25 protein-coding genes and 1 tRNA gene are annotated in these 25,161 nt (G+C 65.0%); 5 read left to right on the top strand and 21 right to left on the bottom strand.

Annotated elements, in window-relative coordinates:
- Positions 1 to 42: 42 nt before the first annotated feature.
- Together GGQ59_RS09300 and GGQ59_RS09295 are read left to right on the top strand one after the other, a co-directional pair.
- Entirely contained in the window at positions 43 to 924 is an 882-nt protein-coding gene (locus tag GGQ59_RS09300) for a sensor histidine kinase (RefSeq protein ID WP_183817828.1), read from the top strand.
- Entirely contained in the window at positions 921 to 2,573 is a 1,653-nt protein-coding gene (locus GGQ59_RS09295) for a helicase HerA domain-containing protein (protein ID WP_183817826.1), read from the top strand. The genes GGQ59_RS09300 and GGQ59_RS09295 overlap by 4 nt, the downstream gene beginning before the upstream one ends.
- On the opposite strand, the gene GGQ59_RS09290 is transcribed toward GGQ59_RS09295, so the two are convergent.
- Both GGQ59_RS09290 and GGQ59_RS09285 read right to left on the bottom strand, forming a co-directional pair.
- Complete coding sequence (locus tag GGQ59_RS09290; RefSeq protein WP_343074312.1) at positions 2,570 to 3,124, bottom strand: MaoC family dehydratase; 555 nt, start codon at positions 3,122 to 3,124, stop codon at positions 2,570 to 2,572. The genes GGQ59_RS09295 and GGQ59_RS09290 overlap by 4 nt on opposite strands.
- The gene (locus GGQ59_RS09285; protein WP_221400970.1) at positions 3,087 to 3,476 is read right to left on the bottom strand and encodes a helix-turn-helix domain-containing protein; all 390 of its coding nucleotides are present in this window, start codon (positions 3,474 to 3,476) and stop codon (positions 3,087 to 3,089) included. The genes GGQ59_RS09290 and GGQ59_RS09285 overlap by 38 nt, the downstream gene beginning before the upstream one ends.
- Positions 3,477 to 3,585: 109 nt before the next feature.
- Here GGQ59_RS09285 and GGQ59_RS09280 point away from each other — a divergent pair, with 109 nt between their 5' ends.
- Together GGQ59_RS09280 and GGQ59_RS09275 are read left to right on the top strand one after the other, a co-directional pair.
- Positions 3,586 to 3,831: a hypothetical protein gene (locus GGQ59_RS09280; RefSeq protein WP_183817820.1), complete on the top strand. Its 246-nt coding sequence runs from the start codon at positions 3,586 to 3,588 to the stop codon at positions 3,829 to 3,831.
- A 9-nt stretch (positions 3,832 to 3,840) separates the two neighbouring features.
- The gene (locus tag GGQ59_RS09275) at positions 3,841 to 4,179 is read left to right on the top strand and encodes an Mpo1-like protein (RefSeq protein ID WP_183817818.1); all 339 of its coding nucleotides are present in this window, start codon (positions 3,841 to 3,843) and stop codon (positions 4,177 to 4,179) included.
- Positions 4,180 to 4,187: 8 nt separating this feature from the next.
- Here the strand turns inward: GGQ59_RS09275 and GGQ59_RS09270 are convergent, their stop codons facing one another.
- Complete coding sequence (locus GGQ59_RS09270) at positions 4,188 to 5,882, bottom strand: FAD-dependent oxidoreductase (RefSeq protein ID WP_221400969.1); 1,695 nt, start codon at positions 5,880 to 5,882, stop codon at positions 4,188 to 4,190.
- Between the two features lie 109 nt (positions 5,883 to 5,991).
- Here GGQ59_RS09270 and GGQ59_RS09265 point away from each other — a divergent pair.
- Positions 5,992 to 6,067: transfer RNA gene (locus tag GGQ59_RS09265), tRNA-Thr, on the top strand.
- 197 nt (positions 6,068 to 6,264) lie between these two features.
- Here GGQ59_RS09265 and GGQ59_RS09260 read toward each other — a convergent pair.
- The 18 genes from GGQ59_RS09260 to GGQ59_RS09175 form a co-directional block, all read right to left on the bottom strand.
- The gene (locus GGQ59_RS09260) at positions 6,265 to 6,693 is read right to left on the bottom strand and encodes a hypothetical protein (protein ID WP_183817816.1); all 429 of its coding nucleotides are present in this window, start codon (positions 6,691 to 6,693) and stop codon (positions 6,265 to 6,267) included.
- Positions 6,690 to 7,445, bottom strand: coding sequence for a hypothetical protein (locus tag GGQ59_RS09255; protein ID WP_183817814.1), 756 nt, complete (start codon positions 7,443 to 7,445; stop codon positions 6,690 to 6,692). The genes GGQ59_RS09260 and GGQ59_RS09255 overlap by 4 nt, the downstream gene beginning before the upstream one ends.
- A 236-nt stretch (positions 7,446 to 7,681) precedes the next feature.
- Positions 7,682 to 9,691 (bottom strand): DUF3363 domain-containing protein, encoded by a 2,010-nt coding sequence (locus tag GGQ59_RS09250; protein ID WP_183817812.1) that lies wholly within the window; start codon positions 9,689 to 9,691, stop codon positions 7,682 to 7,684.
- Between the two features lie 325 nt (positions 9,692 to 10,016).
- On the bottom strand, positions 10,017 to 10,544 hold the full coding sequence (locus tag GGQ59_RS09245; protein WP_183817810.1) for a DUF2840 domain-containing protein: 528 nt from the start codon (positions 10,542 to 10,544) through the stop codon (positions 10,017 to 10,019).
- A 217-nt stretch (positions 10,545 to 10,761) separates the two neighbouring features.
- Positions 10,762 to 10,986, bottom strand: coding sequence for a hypothetical protein (locus tag GGQ59_RS09240; RefSeq protein WP_183817808.1), 225 nt, complete (start codon positions 10,984 to 10,986; stop codon positions 10,762 to 10,764).
- Positions 10,983 to 11,237 (bottom strand): hypothetical protein, encoded by a 255-nt coding sequence (locus GGQ59_RS09235; RefSeq protein ID WP_183817806.1) that lies wholly within the window; start codon positions 11,235 to 11,237, stop codon positions 10,983 to 10,985. The genes GGQ59_RS09240 and GGQ59_RS09235 overlap by 4 nt, the downstream gene beginning before the upstream one ends.
- Entirely contained in the window at positions 11,234 to 11,800 is a 567-nt protein-coding gene (locus tag GGQ59_RS09230) for an antirestriction protein ArdA (RefSeq protein ID WP_183817804.1), read from the bottom strand. The genes GGQ59_RS09235 and GGQ59_RS09230 overlap by 4 nt, the downstream gene beginning before the upstream one ends.
- A gap of 532 nt (positions 11,801 to 12,332) precedes the next feature.
- On the bottom strand, positions 12,333 to 13,283 hold the full coding sequence (locus GGQ59_RS09225; protein WP_183817802.1) for a hypothetical protein: 951 nt from the start codon (positions 13,281 to 13,283) through the stop codon (positions 12,333 to 12,335).
- A gap of 1 nt (position 13,284) precedes the next feature.
- Positions 13,285 to 15,285, bottom strand: a complete 2,001-nt coding sequence (locus tag GGQ59_RS09220) for an ORC-CDC6 family AAA ATPase (protein WP_183817800.1) — start codon at positions 15,283 to 15,285, stop codon at positions 13,285 to 13,287.
- Positions 15,286 to 15,291: 6 nt separating this feature from the next.
- Positions 15,292 to 16,290, bottom strand: coding sequence for a phosphoribosyltransferase-like protein (locus tag GGQ59_RS09215; RefSeq protein ID WP_183817798.1), 999 nt, complete (start codon positions 16,288 to 16,290; stop codon positions 15,292 to 15,294).
- Position 16,291: 1 nt separating this feature from the next.
- Positions 16,292 to 17,686, bottom strand: a complete 1,395-nt coding sequence (locus GGQ59_RS09210) for a class I SAM-dependent methyltransferase (protein ID WP_183817796.1) — start codon at positions 17,684 to 17,686, stop codon at positions 16,292 to 16,294.
- A 129-nt stretch (positions 17,687 to 17,815) separates the two neighbouring features.
- Positions 17,816 to 19,057 (bottom strand): tyrosine-type recombinase/integrase, encoded by a 1,242-nt coding sequence (locus tag GGQ59_RS09205; RefSeq protein WP_183817794.1) that lies wholly within the window; start codon positions 19,055 to 19,057, stop codon positions 17,816 to 17,818.
- Positions 19,058 to 19,421: 364 nt separating this feature from the next.
- Positions 19,422 to 20,801, bottom strand: coding sequence for a chromate efflux transporter (chrA, locus tag GGQ59_RS09200; protein ID WP_183817792.1), 1,380 nt, complete (start codon positions 20,799 to 20,801; stop codon positions 19,422 to 19,424).
- 385 nt (positions 20,802 to 21,186) lie between these two features.
- A complete protein-coding gene (locus tag GGQ59_RS09195; protein ID WP_221400968.1) occupies positions 21,187 to 22,662 on the bottom strand; it encodes a sodium/proline symporter in 1,476 nt (491 codons plus the stop codon).
- A gap of 32 nt (positions 22,663 to 22,694) precedes the next feature.
- Positions 22,695 to 23,732, bottom strand: coding sequence for a GTPase ObgE (gene obgE, locus GGQ59_RS09190; protein WP_183817790.1), 1,038 nt, complete (start codon positions 23,730 to 23,732; stop codon positions 22,695 to 22,697).
- Positions 23,729 to 24,226, bottom strand: coding sequence for a GNAT family N-acetyltransferase (locus tag GGQ59_RS09185; RefSeq protein ID WP_183817788.1), 498 nt, complete (start codon positions 24,224 to 24,226; stop codon positions 23,729 to 23,731). The genes obgE and GGQ59_RS09185 overlap by 4 nt, the downstream gene beginning before the upstream one ends.
- Positions 24,226 to 24,783 carry a GNAT family N-acetyltransferase gene (locus tag GGQ59_RS09180; RefSeq protein ID WP_183817786.1) on the bottom strand — a complete coding sequence of 186 codons (558 nt, stop codon included), beginning with the start codon at positions 24,781 to 24,783 and terminating at the stop codon, positions 24,226 to 24,228. Before GGQ59_RS09180 ends, GGQ59_RS09185 begins: the two co-directional genes overlap by 1 nt.
- Positions 24,780 to 25,127, bottom strand: coding sequence for a DUF3147 family protein (locus GGQ59_RS09175; protein WP_183817784.1), 348 nt, complete (start codon positions 25,125 to 25,127; stop codon positions 24,780 to 24,782). Before GGQ59_RS09175 ends, GGQ59_RS09180 begins: the two co-directional genes overlap by 4 nt.
- Between the last annotated feature and the right edge of the window lie 34 nt (positions 25,128 to 25,161).

Below are 25,161 nucleotides of genomic sequence, written 5' to 3'. Positions count from 1 at the left end.
TCACCATACCCTGAATCCCGTTCCAGAGGGATTCAGTCATCGATGAGCCTGCGCCGCGAGGACGAGGAAGAGGGTGGTGCGCTGCTGTCTCGCTACGCGGCCCGCTACGGCGACGCGATTCGGCGGCAGCAAAGCGCCGTGGCTCTTCGTGCGGCTCGGGTCGAAGCCGAACTCGCCTACCGTGCCCGGGGCACCTTCCTCGCAAGCATGAACCACGAGCTGCGCACGCCGCTCAACGCGATCACCGGCTTTGCGGGCCTCCTCAAGGAAGCGGACACCTACGGCTTCGGCGACGATCAGCGCCGGGAGTACCTGGACCACATCCTTCAGTCGGCGGAACTCCTCCTTTCCCACATCAACACGATCCTGGAGGTCGCCGACGCGGAGAGCGGCGGGACGAAGCTGCGCAAGGCGATCTTCGGCGTGAGCGAAGCGACGGACGACGTCGCCCGGACCCTGACCGAGAAGCTCGCGAAGAAGGACGTCGCGCTGCGCCTCGACGTGCCGGGCAACCTGCCTATGGTGCACGCCGATCCCGAGAAGATCACCACCGCGCTCAGCCACCTCATCGAGTTCGCGGCCGCGCGGTCCCGGCCCGGCATGACGGTAACCGTCACGGTGCGGACGGGGCTCGCCGGCAGCGCTGCGAACTGGGTCTATCTCAGCGTCGAGGACGACGGTCCTGGCCGCACCTCCGAGGAGCTCGCGGCTGCGATGCGGGTCTTCGAACAGGTTCATGAGGGCTTGAACCGCCGCTTCGCGAGCGGCGACCTCGGATTGCCGATCGCCAAGAGCTTCATCGAACTCAATGGCGGCCGCTTCAACATGAAGACGCGGCCGGGCGGCGGACACCTTTTCCGCTTCGCTCTGCCCGTCGCGGCGCGCGCGGCTGCGCCCGAGGCCGAAAGGGCGATGGCTTCGTGACGGCACAGGACGTCCTTACCCTGACAGACCCCACGCCGGGCGGCGAGGGCGCGGCAACGCGGCGCGTGGGCCGGGTCATCGCGAATGCGGGCGCGCAGATCCTCGTCATGCTGGAGCATGACCCTGCCACCCCGACGCCGCGAACGGGCGAGGTTCTGCTTCTCGGCAAGGCGCCGCGCCGTGCGGTCGGGATCGTCACGGCGGTCACCATCCCCGCGCCTGCGGTCCAAGACGACGCGAGCGAGCTTTGGATCGCCGAGGTTTCCCTCAGCGGCGTCCTCGACGAGGCGTCGGGCTTCACCCGCGGCGGCGGTACGACGCCCGCGCTGGGCGATCAGGCCTGCTTGGCCGGCGAGGCGGACCTCGGTCGCCTCTATGGCGGCGAGACTGGCCAATTCGGCCAGATCGGGCGCGTGCCCTTGTGCGCGAGGATCCCGGCCCTGTCTTCCGGTTTCGGCATCTTCGGCGGGCGAGGGACAGGCAAGAGCAGCACGCTGGCGGTTCTCCTGCGCACCATGCTCCGCGCCCGAGCGCCCGTGCGCCCGATCCTTCTCGATCCCCATGACGAGTACGGACGGAGCTTCGGCCGCGCCGCGCGCATCCTGCGTCCGGGACCGGGCTTCGCGCCTCACTGGCTCCTCACGGTCGAGGAACTCGCCTGGGTGCTGTCGCTGAACGGCGGTACCCTCGCCGAGGACGAACGGGCCCTTCTCGAAGAAGCGATCCCCGCCGCCCGGCGTCGGATGCTGCAACGAAGCGGCAGCGATGGCGGACAACCCTTCTCCGTCGACGGGCCGCTTCCTTACCGCGTCATGGACCTGCTCGGCTGGCTCGATCGGAACGCCTCGTCAGACCAGACGCAGCGGGCCGCGGCGCACCGCAGGCTCCGTTCTCGCCTCGCGACCAGCCTCGGCGACGCCCGACTCTCCGTCATCTTCGGCAGGGTCTCGGCGGAGGACACGCTCGGTGCCCTGCTGCGATCGGTGTTCTGCTTGGGCTCCGGTGCCGCCCCGATGTCGGTGATCCAGCTCGGCGGTTTGCCGCTCGGCATCGATCGCCTGATCGCCGGCGTGATCTGCCGCCTCGCCGGTGCGCTCGGCGAGGGCACCGGCGGCGCGCTGCCGCTTCTCGTCGTGCTGGAGGACGCCGACCGCTTCGCGCCCGAGGGCGCGGCGGAGGGCGCGACCAAGCTCTGCCGCGACGCGGTCCACATGCTCGTTCAGGACGGCCCGAAGCACGGCATCGGCCTCGGCGTCGTCTCCTCCCACCCGGCCGGCGTGAGCCAGCGCGTGCTCGGCGACCTTCCGACCTTGCTGACCCACCGCTTGCCGTCCGAAGCGGACCGGCGGCGGCTGCGGGATTGTGCGCCCGACAGCATCGCCTCGCTGCTCGACGGCGCGGGAACGCTCGGCGAGCGTCAGCTGATCGGGGCGGGGGAGGGGATGCCCGCACCGGGCATGCCGGTCGTGGACGAGCTGCCCGAGGCGGCCGTCCCGGTGCGTGCCGGACGACGTGCCGAGGTCAAGTCGCCAAGCTTCGTCGAGGACGTCATCGACCGTTGGCGCTTCGGGGATTCCGCAGGCTCCGAGGAAGCGGCCGCCGCCCCGCGTCCCGCCCGCCGACGGGCCGCCGCGACGCCCGTCGCCTAACCCGCCGCTGGCCTACCCTTCATCAGAGCCGCCCGCTCGCAGGAGGCCACCAGCACGCCGTCCTGGTTCAGCATCTCGTGCAGGAAGCCGACGATGCCCTGGCCGGGACGCGACTTCGAGGGCCGCACCGTCAGCACGGTCGTCCGGGCGCGCACGGTGTCGCCCTGGAACAAAGGCGCGGGAAAGCGGACCTTGTCCATGCCGAGGTTCGCGACCGTGGTGTTCAGCGTCGTGTCGTTGACCGTCATTCCGACCAGAAGGCCCAAGGTGAAGAGGCTGTTGACCAGAGGCTGACCGAACTCCGAACGCGCCGCCGCGTGCCGGTCGATGTGCAGGGGCTGCGGGTTCATCGTCATCAGTGAGAACTGCATGTTGTCCCCCTCGGTGACGGTCCGGGTCCACTCGTGCTCGAAGACCTGTCCTTCCTCGAACTCCTCAAGCCACAAACCCGGCATGTCCGCCTCCCATCGTTGGACCGTGCCTAGCGCTGCGAGGAGCGAGCATCCAGGGCGGTCAGCGCGACAACGCCCTGGCCAGGCCGAGGAGGTGATCGACCACGTCGTCTTCCAGCCGGCCAGCCAGCAGCGCGAGCTCCGCCGCCCGAACCCGGCGGGCAGGGGGCAGGGCGGGCGATGGCGCCACGGCGGGAACGAGTTCGGCCAGGAGGCGGTCCGGCGTCGTTCCCAGGACGGTCGCAAGCTTGTGGAAGCGCGACAGGGACATCCGGTTGATGCCGGTCTCGTACTTCTCGATCTGCGCACCCGAAACGCCACATGCCGCGCCGAGGGCCGCGCGGGACAGGCCCGCACGTTCGCGCAGCCTTTGAACCGCCTCGCCGGCGAGCACGTCGAGCTGCTGCGGCGCACCTGGGGTCGGCTGCGGCTGTGTCTCTCGCGCGTTCACGGAAGCGCCTCCTCGATCCTTCACCTCGTACGAGAATCGATTCTTAACTGCAACCTCGGGTAGCGGCGGGGTCGCGTTCGCGTTACGTTCCGTCCGAGGAGGGCGATCCATGACCGAGGCGGAACGCCTGGCGTTGATCTGGGAAGCGGCAGACAGCGTTGGCGACGACGCTTTGTTGCTTGGCGTGCTGACGAGCCTTCGCGACGAAGCGTTCCGCGCCGACGTCGTCGGCTTGATGAGGGCCGGACCGCGCACGCGGCAGGCGCTACGCGTCCTCCTTCGAAGCGCGGAGCGCCGCGAGGCGGCGAACGGCACGCTGAACCCTTCGCTTGGTGACGAGCCTCACCGCCCTTAATCTGCGGGCATGGCCGACGGACAGCGCATCGACAGCTTCGGGGCGTTCTTTCCCTTCTATCTTCGGGAGCATGCCCGCCCGCATACGCGAGCGCTTCACTACGTCGGCACGGGACTCGTCCTGCTCTTCTTTCTTTGGGCGGTCTTTACCGCGAACTTGTGGCTGCTCCTGCTGGTTCCGGTCGCGGGCTACGCCTTTGCGTGGATCGGGCACGTGGCCGTGGAGCGCAACAGGCCCGCGACCTTCCGCTATCCGCTCTGGTCGCTGCTCGCCGACTTCCGCATGTTCGGCTTGGCGGTCACCGGCAGGCTCGGGCCGCATCTCGACCGGGCGGGCGTGCCGCGCTGAGCGGCAACTCAGTCGTCCTCGTGCACGACCTTGTAGAGAAACTGCGCCGAGATCGCGCCTTCGCCGACGGCGGACGCGACGCGCTTGACGCTTCCCGACCGGACGTCGCCCACCGCGAAGAGGCCGGGGCGGGAGGTCTCGCCCGTGTAGGGCATTCGGGGGACGTCCCACTCCCGCGCGACGAGGGCGGCGGCGGGCAGGTCGCTGCCCGTGAGGACGAACCCCTTCGGGTCGCGCAGAACGCAGTCGTCGAGCCACTCCGTGTTCGGCACGGCACCGATCATGACGAAGAGGTGGCGGATGTCCTTCTCGACCTCTTCGCCGGTCTTGTTGTCCCGCCAGGTCATGGCTTCGAGGTGACGTTCGCCCTCGACGGCGATCACCTCGGTGCAGAAGTGAAGCTCGATGTTTTCGGCCTCTTCTATGCGCTGAATGAGGTAGTCCGACATCGATACGGCGAGGTTCTCGGTGCGGACGAGGATGTGGACGCGGTGCGCCTTGCGCGAGAGGAAGATCGCCGCCTGGCCAGACGAGTTGCCGCCGCCGACGATCACCACCTCTTCGCGCTCGCACAGCGCCGCCTCCACGGGCGTCGCCCCGTAGTAGAGGCCGGCGTTCTCCAGCCGGTCTTCGCCGTCGAGGCCGAGCTTTCGCCACCGCGCACCGCTGGCGATCACGATCGCATGGGCGTGGAGTTCCTGGTCGTCATCCAAGGTCAGGGTGTAGGGGCGGGCGCCGCACGCGATCGCCTTCACCGTCCGCGGGGTGATGATGTCGGTCCCGAACTTCTGGGCCTGGAGCAGCATGCGGCTCGAGAGCGCCTGACCCGAGATGCCGGTCGGGAAGGCAGGGTAGTTCTCGATCTTGCTCGACGTGCCGGCCTGGCCGCCCGGGGCGGTCCCTTCGATCGCGATGACCGTCATGCCTTCGGCCGCTGCGTTGACGGCCGCGGCCAGACCGGCGGGGCCGACGCCGATGACCGCGACGTCGTAGACGTCCCGCGGACAGCTCGGCTGGCTGAGGCCGAGGAGGTCGGCGACATCGTGCGGGGAGGGACGCTTCAACACCTCGGTCATCCGCCAGATGACGGCCGGGAGGTCTTCCTTGGACAAAGAGAAGGTCTCCATCACCCGGCGGGCAAAGTCCGGTTCGTCAGAGGGGTCGACGAATTTGTGCGGGTGGCCATTGCGGGAGAGGAAGGAACGCAGCGCGAGCGTCTCGCCGAGGTCGTCCTCGCCCAGAAGGATGGTGTCGCCTTGCTCGGTATAGATCAGGCCCGTCCGGCGCAGGATGAAGGCGCGGATGATCGTCTCGGACAGATCGGCGTTCCGGGCCAGCATCCGCCTGAACGCGTCGCGTCCGAGATAGGCGATCTCTCCCGCTTCGCGGCAAACGCTTCTGACCACCGCCTTGCGGTTCGAGAACATGTCGATCTCGCCGGTGAACCCGCCCCGGCCGTGCTCGACGACCGTCGTCGTTCCGTCGCAACCGTCGACTTCGATCGCGACGAGGCCCGACAGGACCAGAATGAACTCGGTCTGGGAGTCGCCGATCTCGAAGAGGATCTCTCCGGCCTCGACCGTCCGGGTCTCGCCATAGCGCGTGATGCGCGCGACCGCGTCCTCGTCCAGGACGGGCTGCATGTCGTCATGACGCTCATAAGGGTCGTGACGGATCTGCGTTTCGAAGACGGAAGTGCTCATCGGCGGAAAGTAGCGCGCCGCGCGCGGGCTGCCATGCAGGCGTGTGAACGGACGGCCGCAGCGGCTTCGCCGTTGACCCTCGACGCCGTCCGGCGCACGAAGCGTGCGGGCCCCTATAGCTCAGCTGGTAGAGCAACTGATTTGTAATCAGTAGGTCGGGAGTTCGAGTCTCTCTGGGGGCACCAGCAATCATCAGGGTTTGCGAGTTGGGAACCGTGTGCCGATAGGCTGGGAACCGTCTTGGGAACCGTGTAGCGAGCGTTCTCTCTGACGTGCACGTGATTGCTCGCTTGGCCCGTACTATCGCTCGCTACGGCCTGTTCTGGCTCGCAGATGGAAAGGTCAGGCGATCTTCCGACACTCCGCCGGTAACGTGTGGTGTTCAGTCCCGCGCCTGCCCCTCCGCTCCGGAGACATCCTGCAGCACGCTCTCGACGGCCCCGCCCTCGCGGACGTTCTGCGCGACGGTGTCGAGGAAGCCTTCGAAGCGACGAGCGGCGAGCGCCAGGGCGTCGTCTCGTTCGGCCTTCGGCAAGGGCGGGGTGACGGCGAAGTAGGACCGCACGAAGGTCGCGAACATCTCGAGGCCGACGCGGTGGGCGTGGTCCATCCGCTTGAGCTGCCGGTACTCGCGATCGAGAAGGCGATGCAGGGACAAGAAGCGGTCGGCATCGCGAGCGGGATCGAAGTGCTCGGTCAGGGCGCGCTCGACCACCTCCGCCTTGGTGACGCGGGGTGAGGACGCAGCGGCATCCACCTTTGCCAGTAGCTCGGGCGTGATGCGGACGTTCAGCTTCGGCTTGCGGCTCATAGGAAGTCCATTCGGTGACGGCGGTTGGTGATGGGGGGTGGCGGGGCGTCGGACGGCCTGGCTGTGGTCGGACCGGTCGCAGGTCTGGCATCACTGCCGAAGGGCAAACCGAGTTGGTTTGGATCGGGGTCGTGCAGGCAAGGCAACCTTCCGCGTGCTCGTGTCCCGCTCGGCTCCTGACTAGGCGAACCACCGTCCAGTCCCCTGCTGGTGACAGACCGCGCCACTGGTGCTCCCGCCGTGCGCGGCGTCTGCGCTCGCTCAGCTTCAGCGAGCCGCTTCGCGGCCTCCGCCTCGCCCGACCGCACCGCTCGTTCGATGGCATCGCGCTTCGCTGCCCGCACCTCCGCTTCGGCGTGCACGATCAGCTGGGACAAGCGCGCGTTCGGTGAGGGTCGCCACGGGATGCGCGGCGGGGGTCGTAACGCAAGCCTGAAGGGGTCGTGGTACACAGACGCGTCCGGCACGAAGAGGAGGACGAAGGCGTGTCCTACGCCCGCAGCGATGCCGAACAGGATCGACGGATAGACGGTGGCGAAGGTCGTCGGCGCGTACTGGCCGAAGGCGAAGCGCCAGGCGATGATCCGCCAGAACGGATAGACCGGAACACCTGCCGCCTCTAAGAGGGGCGCCCCGAGCTGCGTGTCGTAGGCGAGCAGTCTCGCCGCTTGCTGTGTCGCCACCTGCAGCCCCGCGATCGTCCAGAAGACGAGCGCGGCGATCTGCAGGCACTGGATCAGCGACGGTCGCACGGGCGGGCGGTCCTCCGGTAGGGCGGACGACCTAGATCGGCGCACCATCGGTACGGCGCAAATGCACAGTTTTGCTCGCTGGCTCCCTCACAGTCGTTCCGTGTACTGCTGGGACGCAGCGGGCATTTGCGTGCGCGCCAGCTCGTGCAGAAAGTTCGTTGCGTGGCAGACAGGCAACGCGCCTGGCCTTCTTCCCTTCGGACGGAATTGCGTCCGGCTCGATCCGCACGCGGTGCTCACCGTTCGAGCCCCAAGTCACGCTGTCGCCGAAAGCTCCAGCTGATCGACCGCCCCCGCATCACGCCGCTGACCTCGCGGCCGCGGGCGCGTTCCAGCACGTCCCGCCAGGGGACGAGGTGGAAGCTGCGTTCGTTCTCGATCAGCGCGTAGCGGCCGGACTGCAGCTCGACGGAGCGAGCGTAGACACCCTCGATGCTGCCGCCGTCGCCGGTGGGGACGTACCGTCTACCGGTCTCCCGCTCGATGTTGCCGGCGACATGCGCCAGCTCTTCGCGCTCCAGCCGTCGTAGGAAGCCGCGGCGCAGCTGCACACTGCCGTCCTCGCCGCGCACCGCGTGGTCCTGCTCGACGAGCCGGTCGGCTCGCTGCCGGAGGGCGTCCTGTACCTCGCGGCCGAAGCCCTGCCTGGGCAGACATTGTGCGGCAATGGTGCCCGGTTCCGCTTCGCCTGCCAGCACGCGGTCGAGCCAGGTAACCCCACGAGCGGTCGCGAGCTTGTCGAGCGGCTCAGCCGTGAGTGTCTCGATCTCGACGGGTCTGCTCTGCGCTCGCTTGGCGAGCCGCGCCTCGATCCGCTGCAGGTAGTCGTCGGGCACACGCCAGTCGGTGCCGCTCGGAAGACGCTCTGCGTTGCCCAACCGTCGTTCGGCTTCGAGCCGGCGGACGTGGCTGCGTAGGTAGGGCTCGGACGAGCCGCGCTCCAGTTGGGCGTGCCTGACCGGCGAGTAGAGACCGTCGTTCAGGCGACTGACACTGGCGATCGTTTGGTCTGCCTTCGAGGGCGTCAGCCTCGCCGGGGTCAGCGTGACGACGTCGCCCTTGCGGAGGCCGTCGCCGTGCGGTCCGCCGTTTGATAGACCGATCTCGGCGTAGAGCGTCCGCCCGTCCGTCGCTTCGATCACGGCGTAGCGGTGCCCGGTCAGCTCGCCGGACAGACCGATCGCTGCGACGCGGCCCGTGATGGCCCGCCCCTCCGACGGGTCGAACGTGCCGTAGCTCGCGGGGCCGGGACGGTGCGCCGACTCGCGGCGTTGGAAGGCGCGCGCGATCGCTTCGTGCCGCTCGCCCCGTCGCTGCAAGCTCGTCAGCCGCTCGGTCAGCTGACCGTGCAGCTGCCACCGCCCCTGTGCGGTCTCGGCGGCGAGGCCGAGCTGTTGCAGCGTTCGCAAGCGCTGGGTCAGGTGGTGCGGCCGAACGGCGCCGTCTGCGTGCAGGCGGACACTGGTCGGCTCGACGGTGAGGTTGCCGTCCGCCGCGCGCACCAGCATCCGGTCGATCGTCGTCACGCGCTGCTGACCGATCTGCCGCTGCAGCTTCTCGCGTGCTTCCTCCGGGGTGGGCGGACCGAGCTCGAGGCGGACCAGCTCTTCAGCGCGCTGGCGGATGCCGTGGCCGATGTAGTCCCGGTCCATGACGAGGTTGCCGCCGTCGTCCCGTACGCCGCGGAGCACGATGTGCGTGTGCGGGTGCCCCGTGTCGTGATGGTCCACCGCGACCCAGTCGAGATCGGTGTCGAGATCGCGTTCCATGTTCGCCATCAGGTCGCGGATGAGGGGGCGCAGGCTCTCCATCTCCGCGCCGTCCTCCGGCGAGACGATGAAGCGGAACTGGTGGCGGTCGCCTTCGCATCGGTCCTGGAAGGCGGTGGTGTCCGCGCGGTTGTCGCGTGCGTCGTAGGCCCGCCCCTCGCTGCCGTCCTTCTCGACGCCGTCCCGTTCGATGTAGCTCAGATGCGCCCGCGCGTTCTTCGCGCCGCTGCCGGACAGGCGGTGCACGCGCGCCTTCACGACCACGCGCCGCCGGTCCGACGCTGCACGGTTCGGCAGCGTCGCGTAACGCGCACCGCGGACGCGTCCGCCCGATGCACCGGACGAGCCGCCCGAACGGCCGGCCTTGCCGATGCGGCGGTTGACCTGCGCGAGGACGGACAGCGAGCGTCCCCGGGCCGCGCTGTTGCCGACCCGTCCGGGGCGCGGCCGGAAGCGGTCGTCGCGATCGTCCGTCATGCGCGCCCCTGGACCGGATCGGCAAATGCAAGCGACGCGGCACCGATCTCACGGCGTTCGGCTGCATCGCCGTAACAGCACGCCAGTACACGGAACGTCACGGTTCCAGTTGGCCACCCGCCGAACGGCAACCGCCGCGCCCGTTTCCGCAGGGGGCGGGTCACCGCCCCCTCGTTCGGGGGCACCCCCAACCCGACGTGCAGACTGGCCGGACGCCCCCTCGGGGGCCCAGCCTCTTTATCTTGCGTAGCCTTCCTCCGCTTCGCTGCGTCAGTCCGGCCTGCGCGTCCGGCCCAACCTCGATCATCGCTCGCCGCCGGAACCGTCATGCCGAACCCCACGCTTTCGGCACAAAAGTCGGCACCGGCTTCTGGCACCGCATCGCGGCCTGCGCCTCGCGCCAGTAGAGAGGTGGGACCGTTTCGAGCCTCGTCCCCGCCGCCTCGATCCGCTTGCAAAGGGACAGTACGCGGCGGGCATAGTGCGGCGTCGGGGCGTAAAGCAGCACCTCCGCACCGGGCTCGATACCCGGTACGATCTGCGTTGCTCCGGCGCCCTCCGCTCCGGTGATCGGTGCCCGGCAGACGTAGATTTGCCAGTCCGCCGTGCCGTGTTCGCCGCCCCGCCAGCGGACATAGGCGAAGGTCTGACCGGGCGCGAAGAAGGCGACCGAAGCGTGCTGGCCGCGTGGCTCTTTGCAGACTGGAACGCCGAAGCGTAGCCAGTCGTGGGCAGTGTTTTTGGCGTAGCTAAGGGCTGCTTCGACTACAGGTTCCGCCGCGTTGGCACTGCCTTTCAAGGCGGTCAGAGGCGGATTATCCGGCTGCCTTTTGCCCCCTTTGTAGGTCTCCATTCCCGTCCCTCCAAAACTTCCGCCGCATGGGTGGCGACGACCAGAAGGATGGTCTGGCGAGGCGGTGTAGGGAGGGGACGAAGGGGACGGCGCGACTTTCGTCCCCCCTTGGTCTTTCCTGCGCGGCGGGACGCGGCAGGGGCTTCGATGGCCCGTGCCGCTTCGATCGCGGCCCCGGACCGGCAGGCGGTGGAAAGCGCTGCCGGTCGCGGTCGGGTCAGCTGTTGGCCAGCAAGTCCACGAGGCCGATCTGCGCCCGCCCCACCTCGTCGAACAGGCCGAGGTCGCAGGCCTTCTGCCGCGCGTAGGGATCGCGCCGCGGCCGCATCGGCTCGGCCGCGCGGACGGCCAGCCGGTCGGCGAGGGTGATCGGCCGCACGCCGTCCACAAGCGTCTGAAGGCCGATCGCGGTGGCCTCCGCCTCGCGTTCGGGTCGGCTCATCGCTCGCCCCCTTCGATCAGGCGGGTGATCGCCTCGTGCACGGCGACGTCCGCCAGAGCGAGCGCGCGGCGGGCGGCCAGGCTGCCCTTGCCGCCGCTCATACGGACGCGGTGCGCCGCGAGCGCCATTGCCTCGCGCGCTGCATGCCGCGCATTGATCGCGCCGCATGCATAGGCGTCGGGCAGGGAAGGGGGACCGAACGACTCGGCCGCCCCCGTGCTGTGGTTCGGTGCGGGGTGCATCTCGCTCATCGTCCCGCCCCCCACCGTGCGGTCCAGAACACGTGCACGGCGTCGAAGTTGGTTCGGACCGTGAACACATCTCCGCCGAGCTCGAGGTCCCGCCCCATCGCGTCGTAGTCGACATAGAGGCGGACGCTGTCGGGGATGGTGACGCCCGACTGCTCGGTCAGGTCCTCAGCGAAATGCCCGAGGTCCGGCCACTCGCCCGCATACTCGTCGAAGGCGGCTTCCGCCTCGTCGAGCCGCCCGGAGAAGTGCGCCAGTACCTCCGCGCCGAGCGGACCGTGCTCGGCGATGAACGCGCCTTTGGCTGCAACGTCGGCCAGTCCCTCGTACTCGTCCGGTCCCCATGACCCGAACCCTTCATGGTCGTGGATCGCGAACTCTTCAGCGCCGGCGGTTGGGCTGTCCGCCAGCATCGCCGCGACTGCCTCGCGCAAGGCGTCCTCGTCGGTCGCCTCCGCCCATGCGCCGTGCAGGATGCCGGCGTTGTAGCTCGCCAGGCAGGCCAGGTAGACCCGCGGCGTGAAGGCGGCTTGCTGCTCTTCTCGTTCCGTCGTCGTGCTCGTCACCGTCTTCTCTCCTCGATGATCGGGGCAGGGAGTGATGGCCCCGTCATCACCCCTGCCTCTCCGGCGAGGAGCGGGCGGGGGGTGCCAAGCGAAACCTGACGACGTGGCGCGGACGGCCGAGCGGTCAGCGGCGCGCGGGAGGCGAGGGCCCGATCAGGGGCCGAAGGCGAACGCAGGGCGACGCCCCGCGAGCCGTCACGGGTCATCTTCGTTTCGCTTGCGGGGGGAGGGCAGCGGCCACCCCCCACCGCCCGGCAGGGCACGAAGCGCGCGACGACAGGTGCGGATGGCGGCGAGTCCGTCATCCGGTCCCGGCGCCCCGTATGCGGGACGCCTCCGCCGGACGGCGTGGTGCGGCGGCCCGTCCTCTACAGTGCGGCTAAGGACCACGATAAGATCGTATTGCTACGGGTGCGGCTAGCGTCCTCGGTTCAAGTCGGCCCGCTATCCGAAGGGTAAATGCTTCCTGGTCTTGTCCCTAACTGTGTACTCATCCAGACCGCGGCAGGCGGCTTAAGTGACAGGCAGGATGCTACAAATGGATCGGATAGATCCAAGAACGTCCTACTCCAGTCGATGTTTCCTTGTCGTAGCTTTCGCGCACTGGGTAAACGATCGATGTGGCGCTTCCACGCATCCTTTTGAGATAATGCAGTCCAAAACCTACGGCTTGAGGCTTAGTTGCGAGTGGGGAGAGGTACACATTTGTAATGCGCCGACGCATTTCTGCACTCTTTACAGCCGCTGCCAGGGAAGCGGCCACAACGAACGGATCATTCGCACTAGCGTAATGAACATCCTCGCTAAGCCGAGATCGTTCGCTGCTTACCCGATCGAGTCTTAAGATGCTTTCGTGGTACATATCAGCGCTAAGCGAAGGAAAGCTATGCAGCTCAATGACGCGAGCATTTTCCTTCGCCTGGATCGCATGCGAAATGAGGTGGTGATCGTAGCCGATGCCAACCACCAGCAGGTCACCGCTCGTATCAAGTTCATGGGTACCTACGTACCCTTCGACTGAAACAACGCGTACGTCTTCGCCGATGGAGAAGCGTGTCTCGGCGCGCCGAGAATACTGCGCAGGCTCGGTATAGAGAAGGTCGAAATGGGATACGCCCGCGTCTTGAAGATACGCCATGAGAAAGAGAATATGTGTTCGCATCAGTCCAGTTATATCGACACATAATCGTTGGTTCGCTGTGCGATCAAATCCACTTCCGATTAAGCCGGACTTCACGACCTGCGCTTCCGACCCTTGATTTAAATGAACTATATCCGAGACTTTCTGGAGCTCATCGGGTGTGTAGCCATATTCGGGAATTGCCCACCAGCTTCGCCGGATAGCGGGAATCGTAGGAAAAACAGACTGGACGCGCTCGCTATTATTGTAAGCGGAGATAAACAGATCCCACTCGTGACCACTTGCGACAGTCTCCGCCAGATCAATTTTCGCGTCGAGCAGCGCTTCAATATCGTATTGCATATTAGATTAGTCGGGGGTTGGATACGGTCTTTGACCCGGCAGGCAGTATTATGCGCTCCAACCGTTTCTTCATCAGAGTAGCAAGCTCGTGCCGGTGTTGCGGATCGAGTATGGCATCTGCGAGATCTTGTTGAAGCTCAATGGTACCACGACGATGTTGGGAAACCTCCCAGCGGGGTGCCAGCATAGGTCCAAGTTGGTAGAGTGCATCTATCCGCTTACTGTTTTTATTGCGTCGGCCTTCCTGTAGCTTGACAAGATATGACCAGTTTTCGGCAACCATTAACGTGCGCCTACTATTATCGCTGAGGGCTTCCCAAGGAACGCTGAAGGCACAAAGCGCGCACTCTGAAGGCGAATGGCCAAGACGAACGGTGCGAAAGAGTACCGCGACATTCTCAACGGCATCACGTACTTGAAGCCCGCCGCTAGGGGGCTGCGCGTCTTCCCAGAACCAGGCGGCTCCGTCGCGGACCCCATCAGACTGGGATTTGATCGAAATCGAACCACTAATGAAGGGCTCTTCACCAGCGAAGCGGCTGCGCCTAAAGATGTGCTTTAAGTTGACCAGCAGATTTCTTGTTATTCCTTGAGACAGCTCGACCATTGTCTCAAAGCCGGAATAAGGTAACCGTCGGGCATAATCGTGAAATAGCTGGGCCAGAATGTCGCTTGAAAAGTAAGATATCAATTTAGCAAGTTCAGCGCCAGCTACACGATCGCCTTGGGCCAATGCGCGCGCTTGACTCCCAACCGTTGAAGCGAGGGAAACGGCGTCTTCTAGACTACTAGGCCATGATTTTCTGAACTGGAATGTAGCAGCTTTCTCGAGAAATCTATGTTCTGGCACCTGGAGAGCTTCGTAGATCGAAGTTACCTCATGATCCTTTAAACCGAATGCGCTTTTCAAATCTGTCGCGAGCTTCTGATGGTATGGCGTGATCTGACCTTGTTTCGTTGTCGGAAGATGTTTATCGATAGAGCGCCAGTAATCGCGAGAATCGAGTTCTTCGAAATATGAATCGATCGGCTCACGAGCGGCGGTAGAATAGCCTGCACGTTCGAGCCGTTTAGAGATTAAACTCCTTACAAAGCGATCGTACTGACCTGACTCTCGACGAAGAATCTCATCTAGAACTACCCGCTCGTATTCGGCACCGCTTCTGATGGGCTCTCCCGACCCGGTGGTTTCCAGGGTTTTCATGCCATAGAGACGTCCGCCAACACGAATTGTCGCACTGCCACGTCGGTAGCGGATCAACGAGTTCAGGAAACGTTGCTGATCAGCGGTGAGATTTTCGACCTCGTCGATCAAATACACAAACAGAACGTCCTTCATGGCTGGAGCGTGCTGTGTAGCCAGTTCAGGCAACCCAAAAATCAACCGACCGGCTGAGAAGGTGATGTCAAAAATCGGGCGCTCACCACGTAGCCGGCTGTTATTTACGACGCTATCGATATGCTTTCGCATTTGCGCAAGGTGATCGTATAAGCTATCAAGGTTAGTTAGCGGATTCTCCGGTGTGATGTCGAACAGGTCAATTGCTGACTTGACGAACTCCGTTTCGTCAAACTCAATCGATTGGGATCTTGCACAATCTCTGATCGTGCTCAGTAGAACACTCGAAAGCCACAGTTCGAAGTAATAGCTAAAGACAGCAATCCAGTAATCTTCGACAGGTTCTTCGCGGGCAAATTTATCTGTGTTCAACGCATCGAGAGGCACGTAGATGCCCAGATAACCTTCCGCCACGGCAGCTTGCGCAACATCTCGGTTGTGGCGCGCGGCCTGTACAGGTGCTGAACAGTAACGCATTAGATGGGTTTTGCCACTTCCCTTACCACCCAAGAGAAGCATTGGCATACGAGATTTTGGATTTAAGATATCGACAAGCCCGCCAGTCGAACTGGCTAGATCAACCCACTGATCGGCAATCTCTCGATCGGTGAAATCAGAGGCCTTATTCAGATCGAATGGGTTCTCCATTGGCGACTGAGTCATGAGAGCCTACATTTTCGCATAGCGTTTGAAAGCCGGGGTCCAAGGGTGGGTAGCGCTGCCCTCGGCCCACATGATCGGTAACGTGTTATTGGGTGTGTTATGCTGGAAACCAAGCAGCAGTTGGTTATCATCCCATCCTCCCGGAAAGCCTGGCCGTAGGTAGGTTCCATAGGTCAGAGTAACTTTTCTCAACACAGTTGCATCGATATGATCGGGCGCATCAAAAAGTATGCGCGCGCTCGGTGAGAGGCAGCGATAGCTGTCGTCCAGTTCGAAGACCGCGGCACTTGCGGAGCCAAACTTGGTGGCCCGAACTTTCTCGATACCTTTCTGGGTCGCAAACATGGCTAGGTAGCAAACCTTCGCGCTTGGCTGTAATGACAGTATCTCAGAGATAATTCCTTTAGAGTACTTGACCGCGGTTTTACCTGATCCACAAACATCATCGACAAATATATAGCGTTCAATATCTGGATCAGCTAGTTCACGTTCGATCTTCCCATCCTCGTTGATGACTGACGAGAAAACAGCTGCCGAGTCGAGAAAATTCTTCTTCGACAGTTTGTTTTCCTGCCGGAAGAAGTAGAGAAGGTGCACGCCGCTCTCTGACGGGTTGCCGACACCGAGGAATCGGGTCTTTGCCATTTCGCTATCGACTGCTTCCTTGACAGTCTTGGGATCTCGGCATCCACTGAGTGAGGAGCGAACCTCCTGGATGAGAGGGATCAGAAACAAATCGCGGTAGACTGCCCGTAGGAGAACGCGCGTCTCTGCGCTACCAATAAATAGGAACTGGGATAGCAGAAAAAGCGCGTGCAATCGTTCGACTTTAGGCTCGAAGCCAGCGCGTCCATCGAAGTTTGCTAGCCATGCCTCGACTTGAGGCCACTGGTTCCGGTTTTCCCATACCCTCTCGCTGAGTACGGTGATCCGAACGCGCAGCATCTCCCACGTCTGCTCAGGTGTCGACGCGTCGGCAACAAAAATCGGGTCAGTGTCTGCCACCCTAAAACGCCTTTCGGAGCACGATCACCGTCTCCGACGCAATGATCCCGGCGGTCGCATGACGGCGCGTCATCAAGCCGCGAGAAGGAATCGAATCAATAAGAGAAAGAATTGTCGTCATGTTCATACCCTCCAGCATCTCGCGAAGATACTCAGACGAAGGGAAGCGGCGGCCGCAAACAGTGTTGTCCCCAATCACCATAACGAAATGGCCTCCCGGCTTAAGAACGCGAACGGCTTCCATTAGAGCAGCGCGCATCTCAATCAGGTAATTGTTGACGATCTTAGCACGCGACAAATTTATCTTAGCTATTTCCCCAATAAGTGTGTCCGCTTCGTCGATCCCCGTTGGAGCGATCTCAGACCAACTTGCTTTCAAATAATGCTCACGTCCGATGTTTTTATCTTCCAGCACACGGAGGTTTTTAGAGGGTACGAGGTCTAGCCAGCCAAGACTAAGACTAGCAGCACGGACATACTTCTGCGCACTGGCGTAGGGTGGAGATGAGATGATCATGCTGACAGAATTGTCTGGCTGCCGCCTTCCATCAGAGGTTGTTAATCGCCGAGCATCGTCACCGACTGGCTTAGCCTCTCCGAGGGTTGCGATCTGTCCGAGCGAGGACATCCTAGTGATGTTCGTTTCGAGCTGCGCCTCGAACGTATCTGTAACTGAGGTCTGGGTACGAGTTTCGCCGTCTCGGTATCGGACTGGTACTGAGAAACGTGGATCGGAATTACTCACCTTACGCAAGGTAGCCGAGAAAGTTACAAACATGAATTCGCGTAAGCTATCATCATCTAAGGTATTTATCGCTGCCCGAAGACGAACGAGTTCCGCAATGACGTGCGAGTCGAACCACTTTTCGAGATTGACAACATCGGGCCGTTTTCGTGCCCGTGACCGGCTAAACGCGGCGCGAACTTCTGTACCTGCAGAGGTGAGCGAAGCTGAAGTAATTGACCTCGTCTTCACGGCGGTGATGAGGCGGCCCAAAGGATTTGCATCTGCATAGAGCGCCGCTCTACCGGACAAAATGGTTTCGAGGGCTACCGTTCCGGAACCTGCGAAGGGGTCGAGGACGATCTCGTCACGGCCGACGAGCAAGTGGTTGGCGAGAAAGAAATGGGCGATATGGGGTAGCAGCTTTGCCGGATAGGGATGTAGATAATGCGAGGCACGCTCGCCAATTTTCATCCAAGATACGAGCTTGCGAAAAGAGATCTCTAGAGACTGTCCGTCACGCTCAAATCGCTCGAGTAGAGTGGCGAGTGCAACGGAAGTATCTACCGGGTATGGCTCGAAATATTCCAGTGTAGAGAGAGAATCGCCGCATTCAATTTGGCCACACTTGAAAGGCGGAGCTTTTGAGTGCTCATAAATCGCCGTTTGCACATTGCCTCCCGTCGGCCGTGCCGCGGCGACCATTCACAGATTGCGAACGCGACACTTATTTGCTGCAGGATGGTCGAGGCGTCTACCCCCAAAAGCGAACACCGCCCGACCTGCCTTTGCTCCGGCAGCTCAGCTTGCGCAGAGCCGCGAGATACTCTCCGTTGCGGTTTCCTGCGCCTCGAGCAGCCGGTCGAACAGGGCACGCTCGTGGACGTAGACCCCATCGATACCCGGGACGGTGTGATCCAGAAGCAGGCGCGCGGTGATGCTGTCGAGGCCCGCGCGTTGAGCGATCGTCCGATGGGTGTGCCGCAGGATGTGCCCGGTCTGACCGGGCATGCTCTTCTCCTTGACGACAGCGGTCGGCTTAATCGCGCCGTCACGGCCGCGGGTCGGGAAGAAGTAGGGCGACCCGGTCGCGAAGAGGTCCGCCGCGCGGCCGGCATCGTCCAGCAGCGCGACCATCTGCTCGGAGAGTGGCAGCGAAAAGCTGCGGCCGGACTTCATCTTCGGGATGACGACTGCGCGCTCGTCGCGTTTGTACCAGGACCGCTCGAGCGACATCAGCGTACCGGGGCGGAGGCCCGACAGAAGGCCGAAGCGGTGCATGAGGCGGCGGGTCGGGTTCGTCAGCCGCTCGGTGGCAGTCCACCAGGCGGGCAGGTCGTCCGGCAGGATCACCTTGCCGCTCGCCCGTTCGCGGTAGAAGCTGACGGCCGTGACGGGGTTGCCCGGCAACTCGTCCGCCTCGTCGCAAACCTTCAGCGCGAAGTTGTAGCTCGACCGGAAGTCGCCGAGCACGCGGTTCGCCGTCGTCTTGCCGTGCCGCTCCGCGATCAGAGCGTGCCGCGCGCGGCACTCGGACCGCTTCACGCTCGCGATCGGGCGGTCCTTCCAGTCCGGTAGGTAGGCGTCGAGGCGCTTCATGTGGTCGACCACCGTCCGCGAGGCGAGGTCGCGGACTCGCATGTCGGCTGCGTACTCCTCGAACATCCGCCCGACCGTCCAGCCGCCCGCGGACTCCGCCTTCGCGCCGTCAGGGTCGTAGGTGCCGTTGGGGTCGACGCCAGCGCCGATCTCGCTGAGGGCGGCGAGCGCACGCCGCCGTGCCTCGCGCACGCTGACCTCGCCGAGCGTCCGCCGGACCGTCTTGGCGAGCTTCCGGTTGCCCTTCTCGCCGACCCAGAGATCCTTCTGGACCTTGTAGCTCATCCCGCGCTGGTTCACCGCGACGAGGAAGCCTTTCACCTCGGTGTCCCGGACGACGTAGCGGCGCCCGTTCGGCCTCAGTGTCGCGACGAACGCCTCGGTCAACTTGATCGGCCCCGTGGCGGTGGAAGGGACAGTCAGCGCGGCGTTCGACAGAGACATTTTGGGAACCGTGTGGCGGGCAGTTTGGGAACCGTCTGGGAACCGTTTCTCGAGCTTGGGAACCGTGCTGTTCTAGGTTCGTTCTATATCGAACCATGCGGTCCGATGTCAACGAACACCAGCAAGAAACTGGCAATCGTGCAATTCCGGGACGTAGCGTGTACAGAGCCGCAGCCGGTTTGTAATCAGTAGGTCGTTCGTTCGAGTCGGACTGGGGGCACCAGCATTCACCGGGGTTTGCGCGCTGGGAACCTTGTAGAGGGTGTTCCCTCTAACGTGCACGTCGTCGCTCTCTGGATGCCGCCAAGCGCCCGGTGGACGGCCCTTCGAAGCGGTAGCAGGTGAGCGCATACCGTGCGGGCAGTTAGGATCCGATCGGCCCGGTGAGAGAGTAGGCCATGCCCGCAGCCGCGCTTACGGCCAGGACGGTGATCATACCGAGCTTGTATCGCAGCATGGCCACCAATGCGCAGGCGGCGATGACGACCGCCGCCGGATCGACGCTAGCCAGGTTCGGGACGAGAAGCTGGCCGCCGGCTCCTCGCACCTCGCGCAGATCCTCGAAGGCAACGTGCAAAGCGAACCATACGGAGAGGTTCAGGATCACCCCGACCACGGCTGCCGTGACCGCCGAGAGCGCCGCCGTAAGTAAGGCCACGTTGCGAAGCCGCTCGATGAACGGCGCCCCGAGGAAGATCCAAAGGAAGCAGGGCGCGAAGGTCACCCAAGTCACGATGATCGATGCGACGATGCCAGACGCGACGGGGCCGAGCGAGCCCGCTTCGCGGTAGCCGCCGAGATAGCCGACGAACTGCACGACTTGGATGAGCGGCCCCGGCGTCGTCTCGGCCATGCCGAGCCCGTCGAGCATCTCGCCGGGCTCTAGCCACCCATGCGTCTGCACCGCCTCCTGCGCCATGTAGGCGAGCACCGCATAGGCGCCGCCGAAGGTCACCACGGCCAGCTTCGAGAAGAAGATCGCGAGCTGACTGAAGACGTGGTCCGGTCCCACTAGCAGCACGATGCCGAGGACCGGCGCGAGCCAGATTCCGAGCCACGTCGCCGCGGTTGAGAGCGCAGGACGCCAGGGCGGCCTGCTACTTCCCGTATGATGCCTACCGACGACGACATCGTCGCCTGAGACCTCGCGTGCCTTGATGACGAGGAAGCGGTTCGGGTCTAGCAAACCGCCGACAACGCCGATGAGCGCAGCCGAACCGACGATGAGCGGGAAGGGCAGGTGAAAGACGAAGATCGCGACGAAGGCTGCTGCCGCGATCAGAACCATCGGCGCAGTCTTCAAGGCCCGCTTGCCGATGCGGACAAGCGCCTCGATCACCACGGCGAGCACCGCTGCCTTCACCCCGAAGAAGAGCGCCTGCACCCAAGCGAGGTCCTGGAAGCTGGCATAGAGCATGCTGAGCGCGAGGATGCTGACGAAGCCCGGCAGGACGAACAGGCAGCCAGCGATCAAGCCGCCCCGGACACCGTGCAGCAACCAGCCGACATAGGTCGCAAGCTGCATCGCCTCCGGGCCGGGCAGCAGCATGCAGTAGTTGAGGGCGTGGAGGAAACGGTTCTCGCCGACCCAACGCTTCTCCTCGACGAGGATGCGGTGCATCACCGCGATCTGCCCCGCAGGCCCGCCGAAGCTCAGGGCGGTTATCCGACACCAAACCCGCACGGCCTTGCCAAGCGGCACGCCGGGCTGGTCAGGGATGACGGTTTGAGTGGTTACGGTCATGGCCGAATCCCGGTCGCAGCAAACTGGCCGGACTTGGGCGGGATCGCCTGGACGGGCGCCGGATAGAGCCCGCAACATCGTGGTGCGCGCTTCGGCCGAGGTCGTCAACGGCTCGCCATCATACGCTCCGATGACGGACCCTGCCTCGGTTCCTCCTGCCAGCGGGCAGGCGCGACCTGTACGATCCCAGTCCCTCCAGGCGGTAGCGAAACTATCGATTTCGCATCGGCGCGTCCGAAGCTGTTCCGGATTGGACACGGAGGAGTGCTGTGCCAACAGGTACCTGGACCCGGTTTGGCGCCGGGTCGCCATCGTGCCGTTGGTCCAGTTCCCGCCCGGGCGACGGGCTCACCTACAGTCGTACAATTTGCATTGTCGAAAGTGTTTAGACGCTTCGGCGCGGACTGGCGAACAAGAGCGCCAGTGGGACCACCCACGGCACCAGACGCTCGAACGAGTCCCCATCCAGTCGCGCGGCTCGCGACAAGAGATCGTCGCTCGCCGTCGTTCCGAGAACGTAGAACAAGACGGTGACGCCGAAACCAAGCGCGATGGCGAGCAGCGTCGTAGCCGTTCCCGGCCGTCGCCCCGCGACCCGAGCGAGCACGAGCGGACCGAAGGCGGCGCCGAGCGCGGACCAGGCGAACAGCACCCGGTTGAAGATGCTGTCCGGCAGGCTGAGTGCCAGCGCGACGGACAGGACCGCGATCGCGGCCATGACGCTGCGCGAGATCAGCAGTGCCCGTGCCGGGTGCCCCTTCGTGAAGCCGAGGTCGTGCGCGACCGACGCCGCCGCGGACAGCAGGATCGAATCGACCGTGCTCATCACCGCGGACAAGATCGCCGCGATGACGATGCCTGCCAGGATAGGCGGCAGAACGTCGGCGGCCAGCCGGTAGAAGAGCACCTCGCCATCCGCGAGCGCACCGCCCGTCAGGGCGCGCCCGGCGAGCGCCAGCGTCGCCATGCCCGCGTAGACGATCACCGCCCAGCCCATCGCGAGGACGAAGCCCCGACGGCGTGCGGGCTCGTCTTTGAGCGACATCAGCCGCGCATGAAGGTGGGGCTGGCCGAACGGGCCGAGGCCGATCGCGAGGACACCGAGGACGAAGCCGGTGAACGCCATCGCGCCCCTGCCCCCCGCGGCCGTTCCGTAGTCGGAAGGCGCGGCGGCCAAGGCGGCCGAGACGCCTGCCGGACCCCCGGCCGCGATCAGCGCCGCGAGCGGCAGGCCGATCGCCACCGCCGCCATGACGAAGCCCTGCAGCGTGTCGGTGACGCTGACGGCCCAGTAGCCGCCCATCAGCGAGTAGATCAGGATGACGCCTGCGCCGAGCAGCAGCGCCTCGGTCTGTCCGAGCGCGAACTGGTCGGTGAACGCCTTCGCCGCGGCGTCGAACTGCGCGGCGATGTAGAAGACGAAGCAGAAGAGCGTCAGCGCGGTCGACAGCGCCGCGACGGCCTTTGCGCCCGGCACGCCAAGGCCGTCCGTCAGGTAGTCCGTCAACGTCACGTGCGACTTGGCCCGCGCCTCGCCGCTCAGCCGAGGCGCGATCACGACCCACATCACGACGTAGCCGCCGAGGATGCCCGGCACCATCCAGAGCGCCGACAGACCGGCGGTGTAGACGAAGCCCGAGAAGCCGAGCAGCACCCAGGCCGAGGACGTGCTCGCGGCGTAGGAAAGACCCGAGACGAGGCCCCCGACGCCCCTGCCCCCGACGAAGAAGTCGTCCTCGCCCCGCATTCGCCTCGCCGCCCAGAAGCCGATGCCGAGAAGCGCGACCTTGTAGAGGATCAACGTCAGAAGAACGACGGTCTGCTGCGACAAGGCGGGCTCTCCGGGTCGGACGTCGTCCACTTGGCAGGAGTCTCGCGCGCGGCGCTACCGCCCTAGGGCGTCCAACCGTCCTCGTCGTTCGCGTCGCCCTCTTCGCCCGCCTCGTTGCGGACGATCCGCATCAGCGCGCCCAGGACGCGGTCGACGCCCGCCCCGGTCGCGCCCGAGAGCACGAGCGGTTGCCGCCCCGCCGCCTGCGCCAGCTCAGCGACGCGCGCGTCCCGTTCGTCCTCGGTCAGGGCGTCGGCCTTGTTGAGGGCGACGACCTCAGGCTTGTCCGACAGGTGGGCTGCGTAGAGGCCCATCTCGCGGCGGATCAGCTGATAGGCGCCGGCGACGTCGTCTCCGGTGCCGTCCACGAGGTGGAGCAGCGCCGCGCATCGCTCGACGTGACCGAGGAACCTGTCGCCGATCCCCGCTCCTTCATGGGCGCCTTCGATGAGGCCCGGAATGTCCGCAAGGACGAAGCTCTCCTGCGGGCCGAGCCTGACGACGCCGAGCTGCGGCGCGAGGGTCGTGAATGGATAGTCCGCGATCTTCGGCTTCGCGGCGCTCACGGCGGCGAGGAAGGTCGATTTGCCCGCATTGGGCAGCCCGACCAGCCCGACATCCGCGATCAGCTTCAGGCGCAGCCAGATCGTCCGCTCCTCCGGCGGCTGGCCGGGGTTCGCGCGGCGCGGCGCCTGGTTGCGGGACGATTTGAAACGGGCATTGCCGAAGCCGCCGTTACCGCCCTTCGCCAGGAGAACGCGCTGGCCCGGCTCGGTCAGGTCGGCGATCAGCGTCTCCTCGTCCTCTTCGAAGATCTGCGTGCCGACGGGGACCATGATCGTCACGTCCTTGCCCGCCGCGCCCGTACGGTTGCGCCCGGCGCCGTGCCCGCCGGTCTCCGCCTTGAAGTGCTGCTGGTAGCGGTAGTCGATCAGCGTGTTCAGGTTCTCCGCGGCTTCGGCGAAGACGTGCCCGCCCCTGCCGCCGTCGCCGCCGTCGGGACCGCCGAACTCGACGAACTTCTCTCGGCGGAAGGAGAGCGATCCCGCCCCGCCGGCGCCGGAGAGGACGAAGATCCGTGCCCGATCGAGAAACTTCATGACAGCCAGTCCTCTCTGGTGAGACGCATCGCGAAGGAAGGCCAAACCCCCTCGCGATCGGCGGCGTGGGTTTCGTCCTCCGAGACGACTTCGAACCCGAGCCTGCGCAGGATGCGGAGGCTCGGCTCGTTGTCCGCGAACGCCCTGGCGGTCAGCTCGTCGAGCCCCCGCCGCGCGAAGGCGAAGCCGCACATGGCGGTGGCGGCTTCGGTCGCAAGACCCCTGCCCTCAAAACCCTCGCCGATCCAGTAGCTGAGCTCCGCCCGCCCGGCTTCAGGCGCGTGAAGGCCCGTCGTGCCGGCGAGCTTGTCTCCCTCGATGATCGCCATCAGGACCTGTCCGTCCGGCCCGGCGTCGAAGAAGGGCTGCCAGCGCGTCCGCACGTCCTCCACCGTGAAGGGATAGCGCCAGGTGCCGGTCATCCGGGTCTGCCCGGCGTGGTTGGCGACGGCGTGGAAGGCTTCGGCATCTGCGGGGGTGACGGGGCGCAGCATCAGGCGCTCCGTTCTGAGGCTTTGTAACATGCTGCCTTCTGCGCGCGTTCGAGGGCGTATTCCACCCGGGGAAAGTTGGCCCGCCGGGTCGCGGACCACCCTGGCGCCACCTCGCCGCGGAAGTCGAAGCCGGTCTTCTCGAGCACGCGGCGGCTGGCGAGGTTGTCCGTGAAGACGTTCGCCACGATCGCTTCGGCCTTCATCCGCTCGAAGCCGTAGGCGCAGACAGCGCCGGCCGCCTCGGTGACGAGGCCCCGCCCCGCATAGCGCGGCGACAGCATGTAGCCGAGACCGAAGACCCGGCGCTTGCGCCGATGAAGGCCGATCAGGCCGACCGGCACGCCGGACCGGCAGATCGCGAAGGTCGCGTCGTGACGCGGGTCCTGGCGCGCGAACCCTTCGATCCTCGCTCGGAAGACACCAGCGCCCGAGGGGTAGGCCCAGCTCTCGGTCTCCCGCAGGACGGACCGGTGGTCGAGCGCGGCGACGAGTGCCTGCGCGTCGGCGAGGACCGGCGGCCGCAGGACGAGGCGCGGCGTCGTGAGGCGGACGCTCACACCGGCAGCCCGAGGCGCGGACCGATCCAAATCATCGCTGCGTAGAGAACGACGGTTAGGACGCAGCCGCTGCCGAGCGCCGCCCAGAAGCTCCAACCCCGCTGCAACAAATGGGCGATCAGAAGGAACATCGGCAGCGACGGCAGCACGTAGAAGAAGGTCGCGGCGGCGTGGGCGGCCATGTTCGCCGGATCGGGACGGTCTCGCCAGAGCCACATCATGCCGAGGATCGAGACCAGCGGCAGCGAGGCGATCAGCGCCCCGAGCGCCGGCAAGCGCCGAGCGGCTTCGGACGCCGCCGCGATCAGCACGCCTGAGAGCACGGCCTTCAGCAGAAGGTACATTCGGCCCTCTTTCCGCACCCCGGAACGAAGAAGG

Origin of the sequence: Parvularcula dongshanensis, assembly GCF_014199615.1 — a bacterium.
Taxonomy (GTDB): domain Bacteria; phylum Pseudomonadota; class Alphaproteobacteria; order Caulobacterales; family Parvularculaceae; genus Parvularcula; species Parvularcula dongshanensis.
Note: the sequence above shows the minus strand (reverse complement) of the source record. Positions and strands in the feature narration are given on the sequence as shown.

Excerpts from the sequence above, each read along its gene's own strand:
- GGQ59_RS09185 (WP_183817788.1), bottom strand. The coding sequence starts at position 24,226 with ATGCTGCGCCCCGTCACCCCCGCAGATGCCGAAGCCTTCCACGCCGTC.
- GGQ59_RS09270 (WP_221400969.1), bottom strand. The coding sequence starts at position 5,882 with ATGAGCACTTCCGTCTTCGAAACGCAGATCCGTCACGACCCTTATGAG.
- chrA (WP_183817792.1), bottom strand. The coding sequence starts at position 20,801 with ATGACCGTAACCACTCAAACCGTCATCCCTGACCAGCCCGGCGTGCCG.
- GGQ59_RS09300 (WP_183817828.1), top strand. The coding sequence starts at position 43 with ATGAGCCTGCGCCGCGAGGACGAGGAAGAGGGTGGTGCGCTGCTGTCT.
- GGQ59_RS09235 (WP_183817806.1), bottom strand. The coding sequence starts at position 11,237 with ATGAGCGAGATGCACCCCGCACCGAACCACAGCACGGGGGCGGCCGAG.
- GGQ59_RS09245 (WP_183817810.1), bottom strand. The coding sequence starts at position 10,544 with ATGGAGACCTACAAAGGGGGCAAAAGGCAGCCGGATAATCCGCCTCTG.
- GGQ59_RS09280 (WP_183817820.1), top strand. The coding sequence starts at position 3,586 with ATGACCGAGGCGGAACGCCTGGCGTTGATCTGGGAAGCGGCAGACAGC.
- GGQ59_RS09250 (WP_183817812.1), bottom strand. The coding sequence starts at position 9,691 with ATGACGGACGATCGCGACGACCGCTTCCGGCCGCGCCCCGGACGGGTC.
- GGQ59_RS09275 (WP_183817818.1), top strand. The coding sequence starts at position 3,841 with ATGGCCGACGGACAGCGCATCGACAGCTTCGGGGCGTTCTTTCCCTTC.
- obgE (WP_183817790.1), bottom strand. The coding sequence starts at position 23,732 with ATGAAGTTTCTCGATCGGGCACGGATCTTCGTCCTCTCCGGCGCCGGC.
- GGQ59_RS09220 (WP_183817800.1), bottom strand. The coding sequence starts at position 15,285 with ATGACTCAGTCGCCAATGGAGAACCCATTCGATCTGAATAAGGCCTCT.
- GGQ59_RS09205 (WP_183817794.1), bottom strand. The coding sequence starts at position 19,057 with ATGTCTCTGTCGAACGCCGCGCTGACTGTCCCTTCCACCGCCACGGGG.
- GGQ59_RS09225 (WP_183817802.1), bottom strand. The coding sequence starts at position 13,283 with ATGCAATACGATATTGAAGCGCTGCTCGACGCGAAAATTGATCTGGCG.
- GGQ59_RS09260 (WP_183817816.1), bottom strand. The coding sequence starts at position 6,693 with ATGAGCCGCAAGCCGAAGCTGAACGTCCGCATCACGCCCGAGCTACTG.
- GGQ59_RS09175 (WP_183817784.1), bottom strand. The coding sequence starts at position 25,127 with ATGTACCTTCTGCTGAAGGCCGTGCTCTCAGGCGTGCTGATCGCGGCG.
- GGQ59_RS09240 (WP_183817808.1), bottom strand. The coding sequence starts at position 10,986 with ATGAGCCGACCCGAACGCGAGGCGGAGGCCACCGCGATCGGCCTTCAG.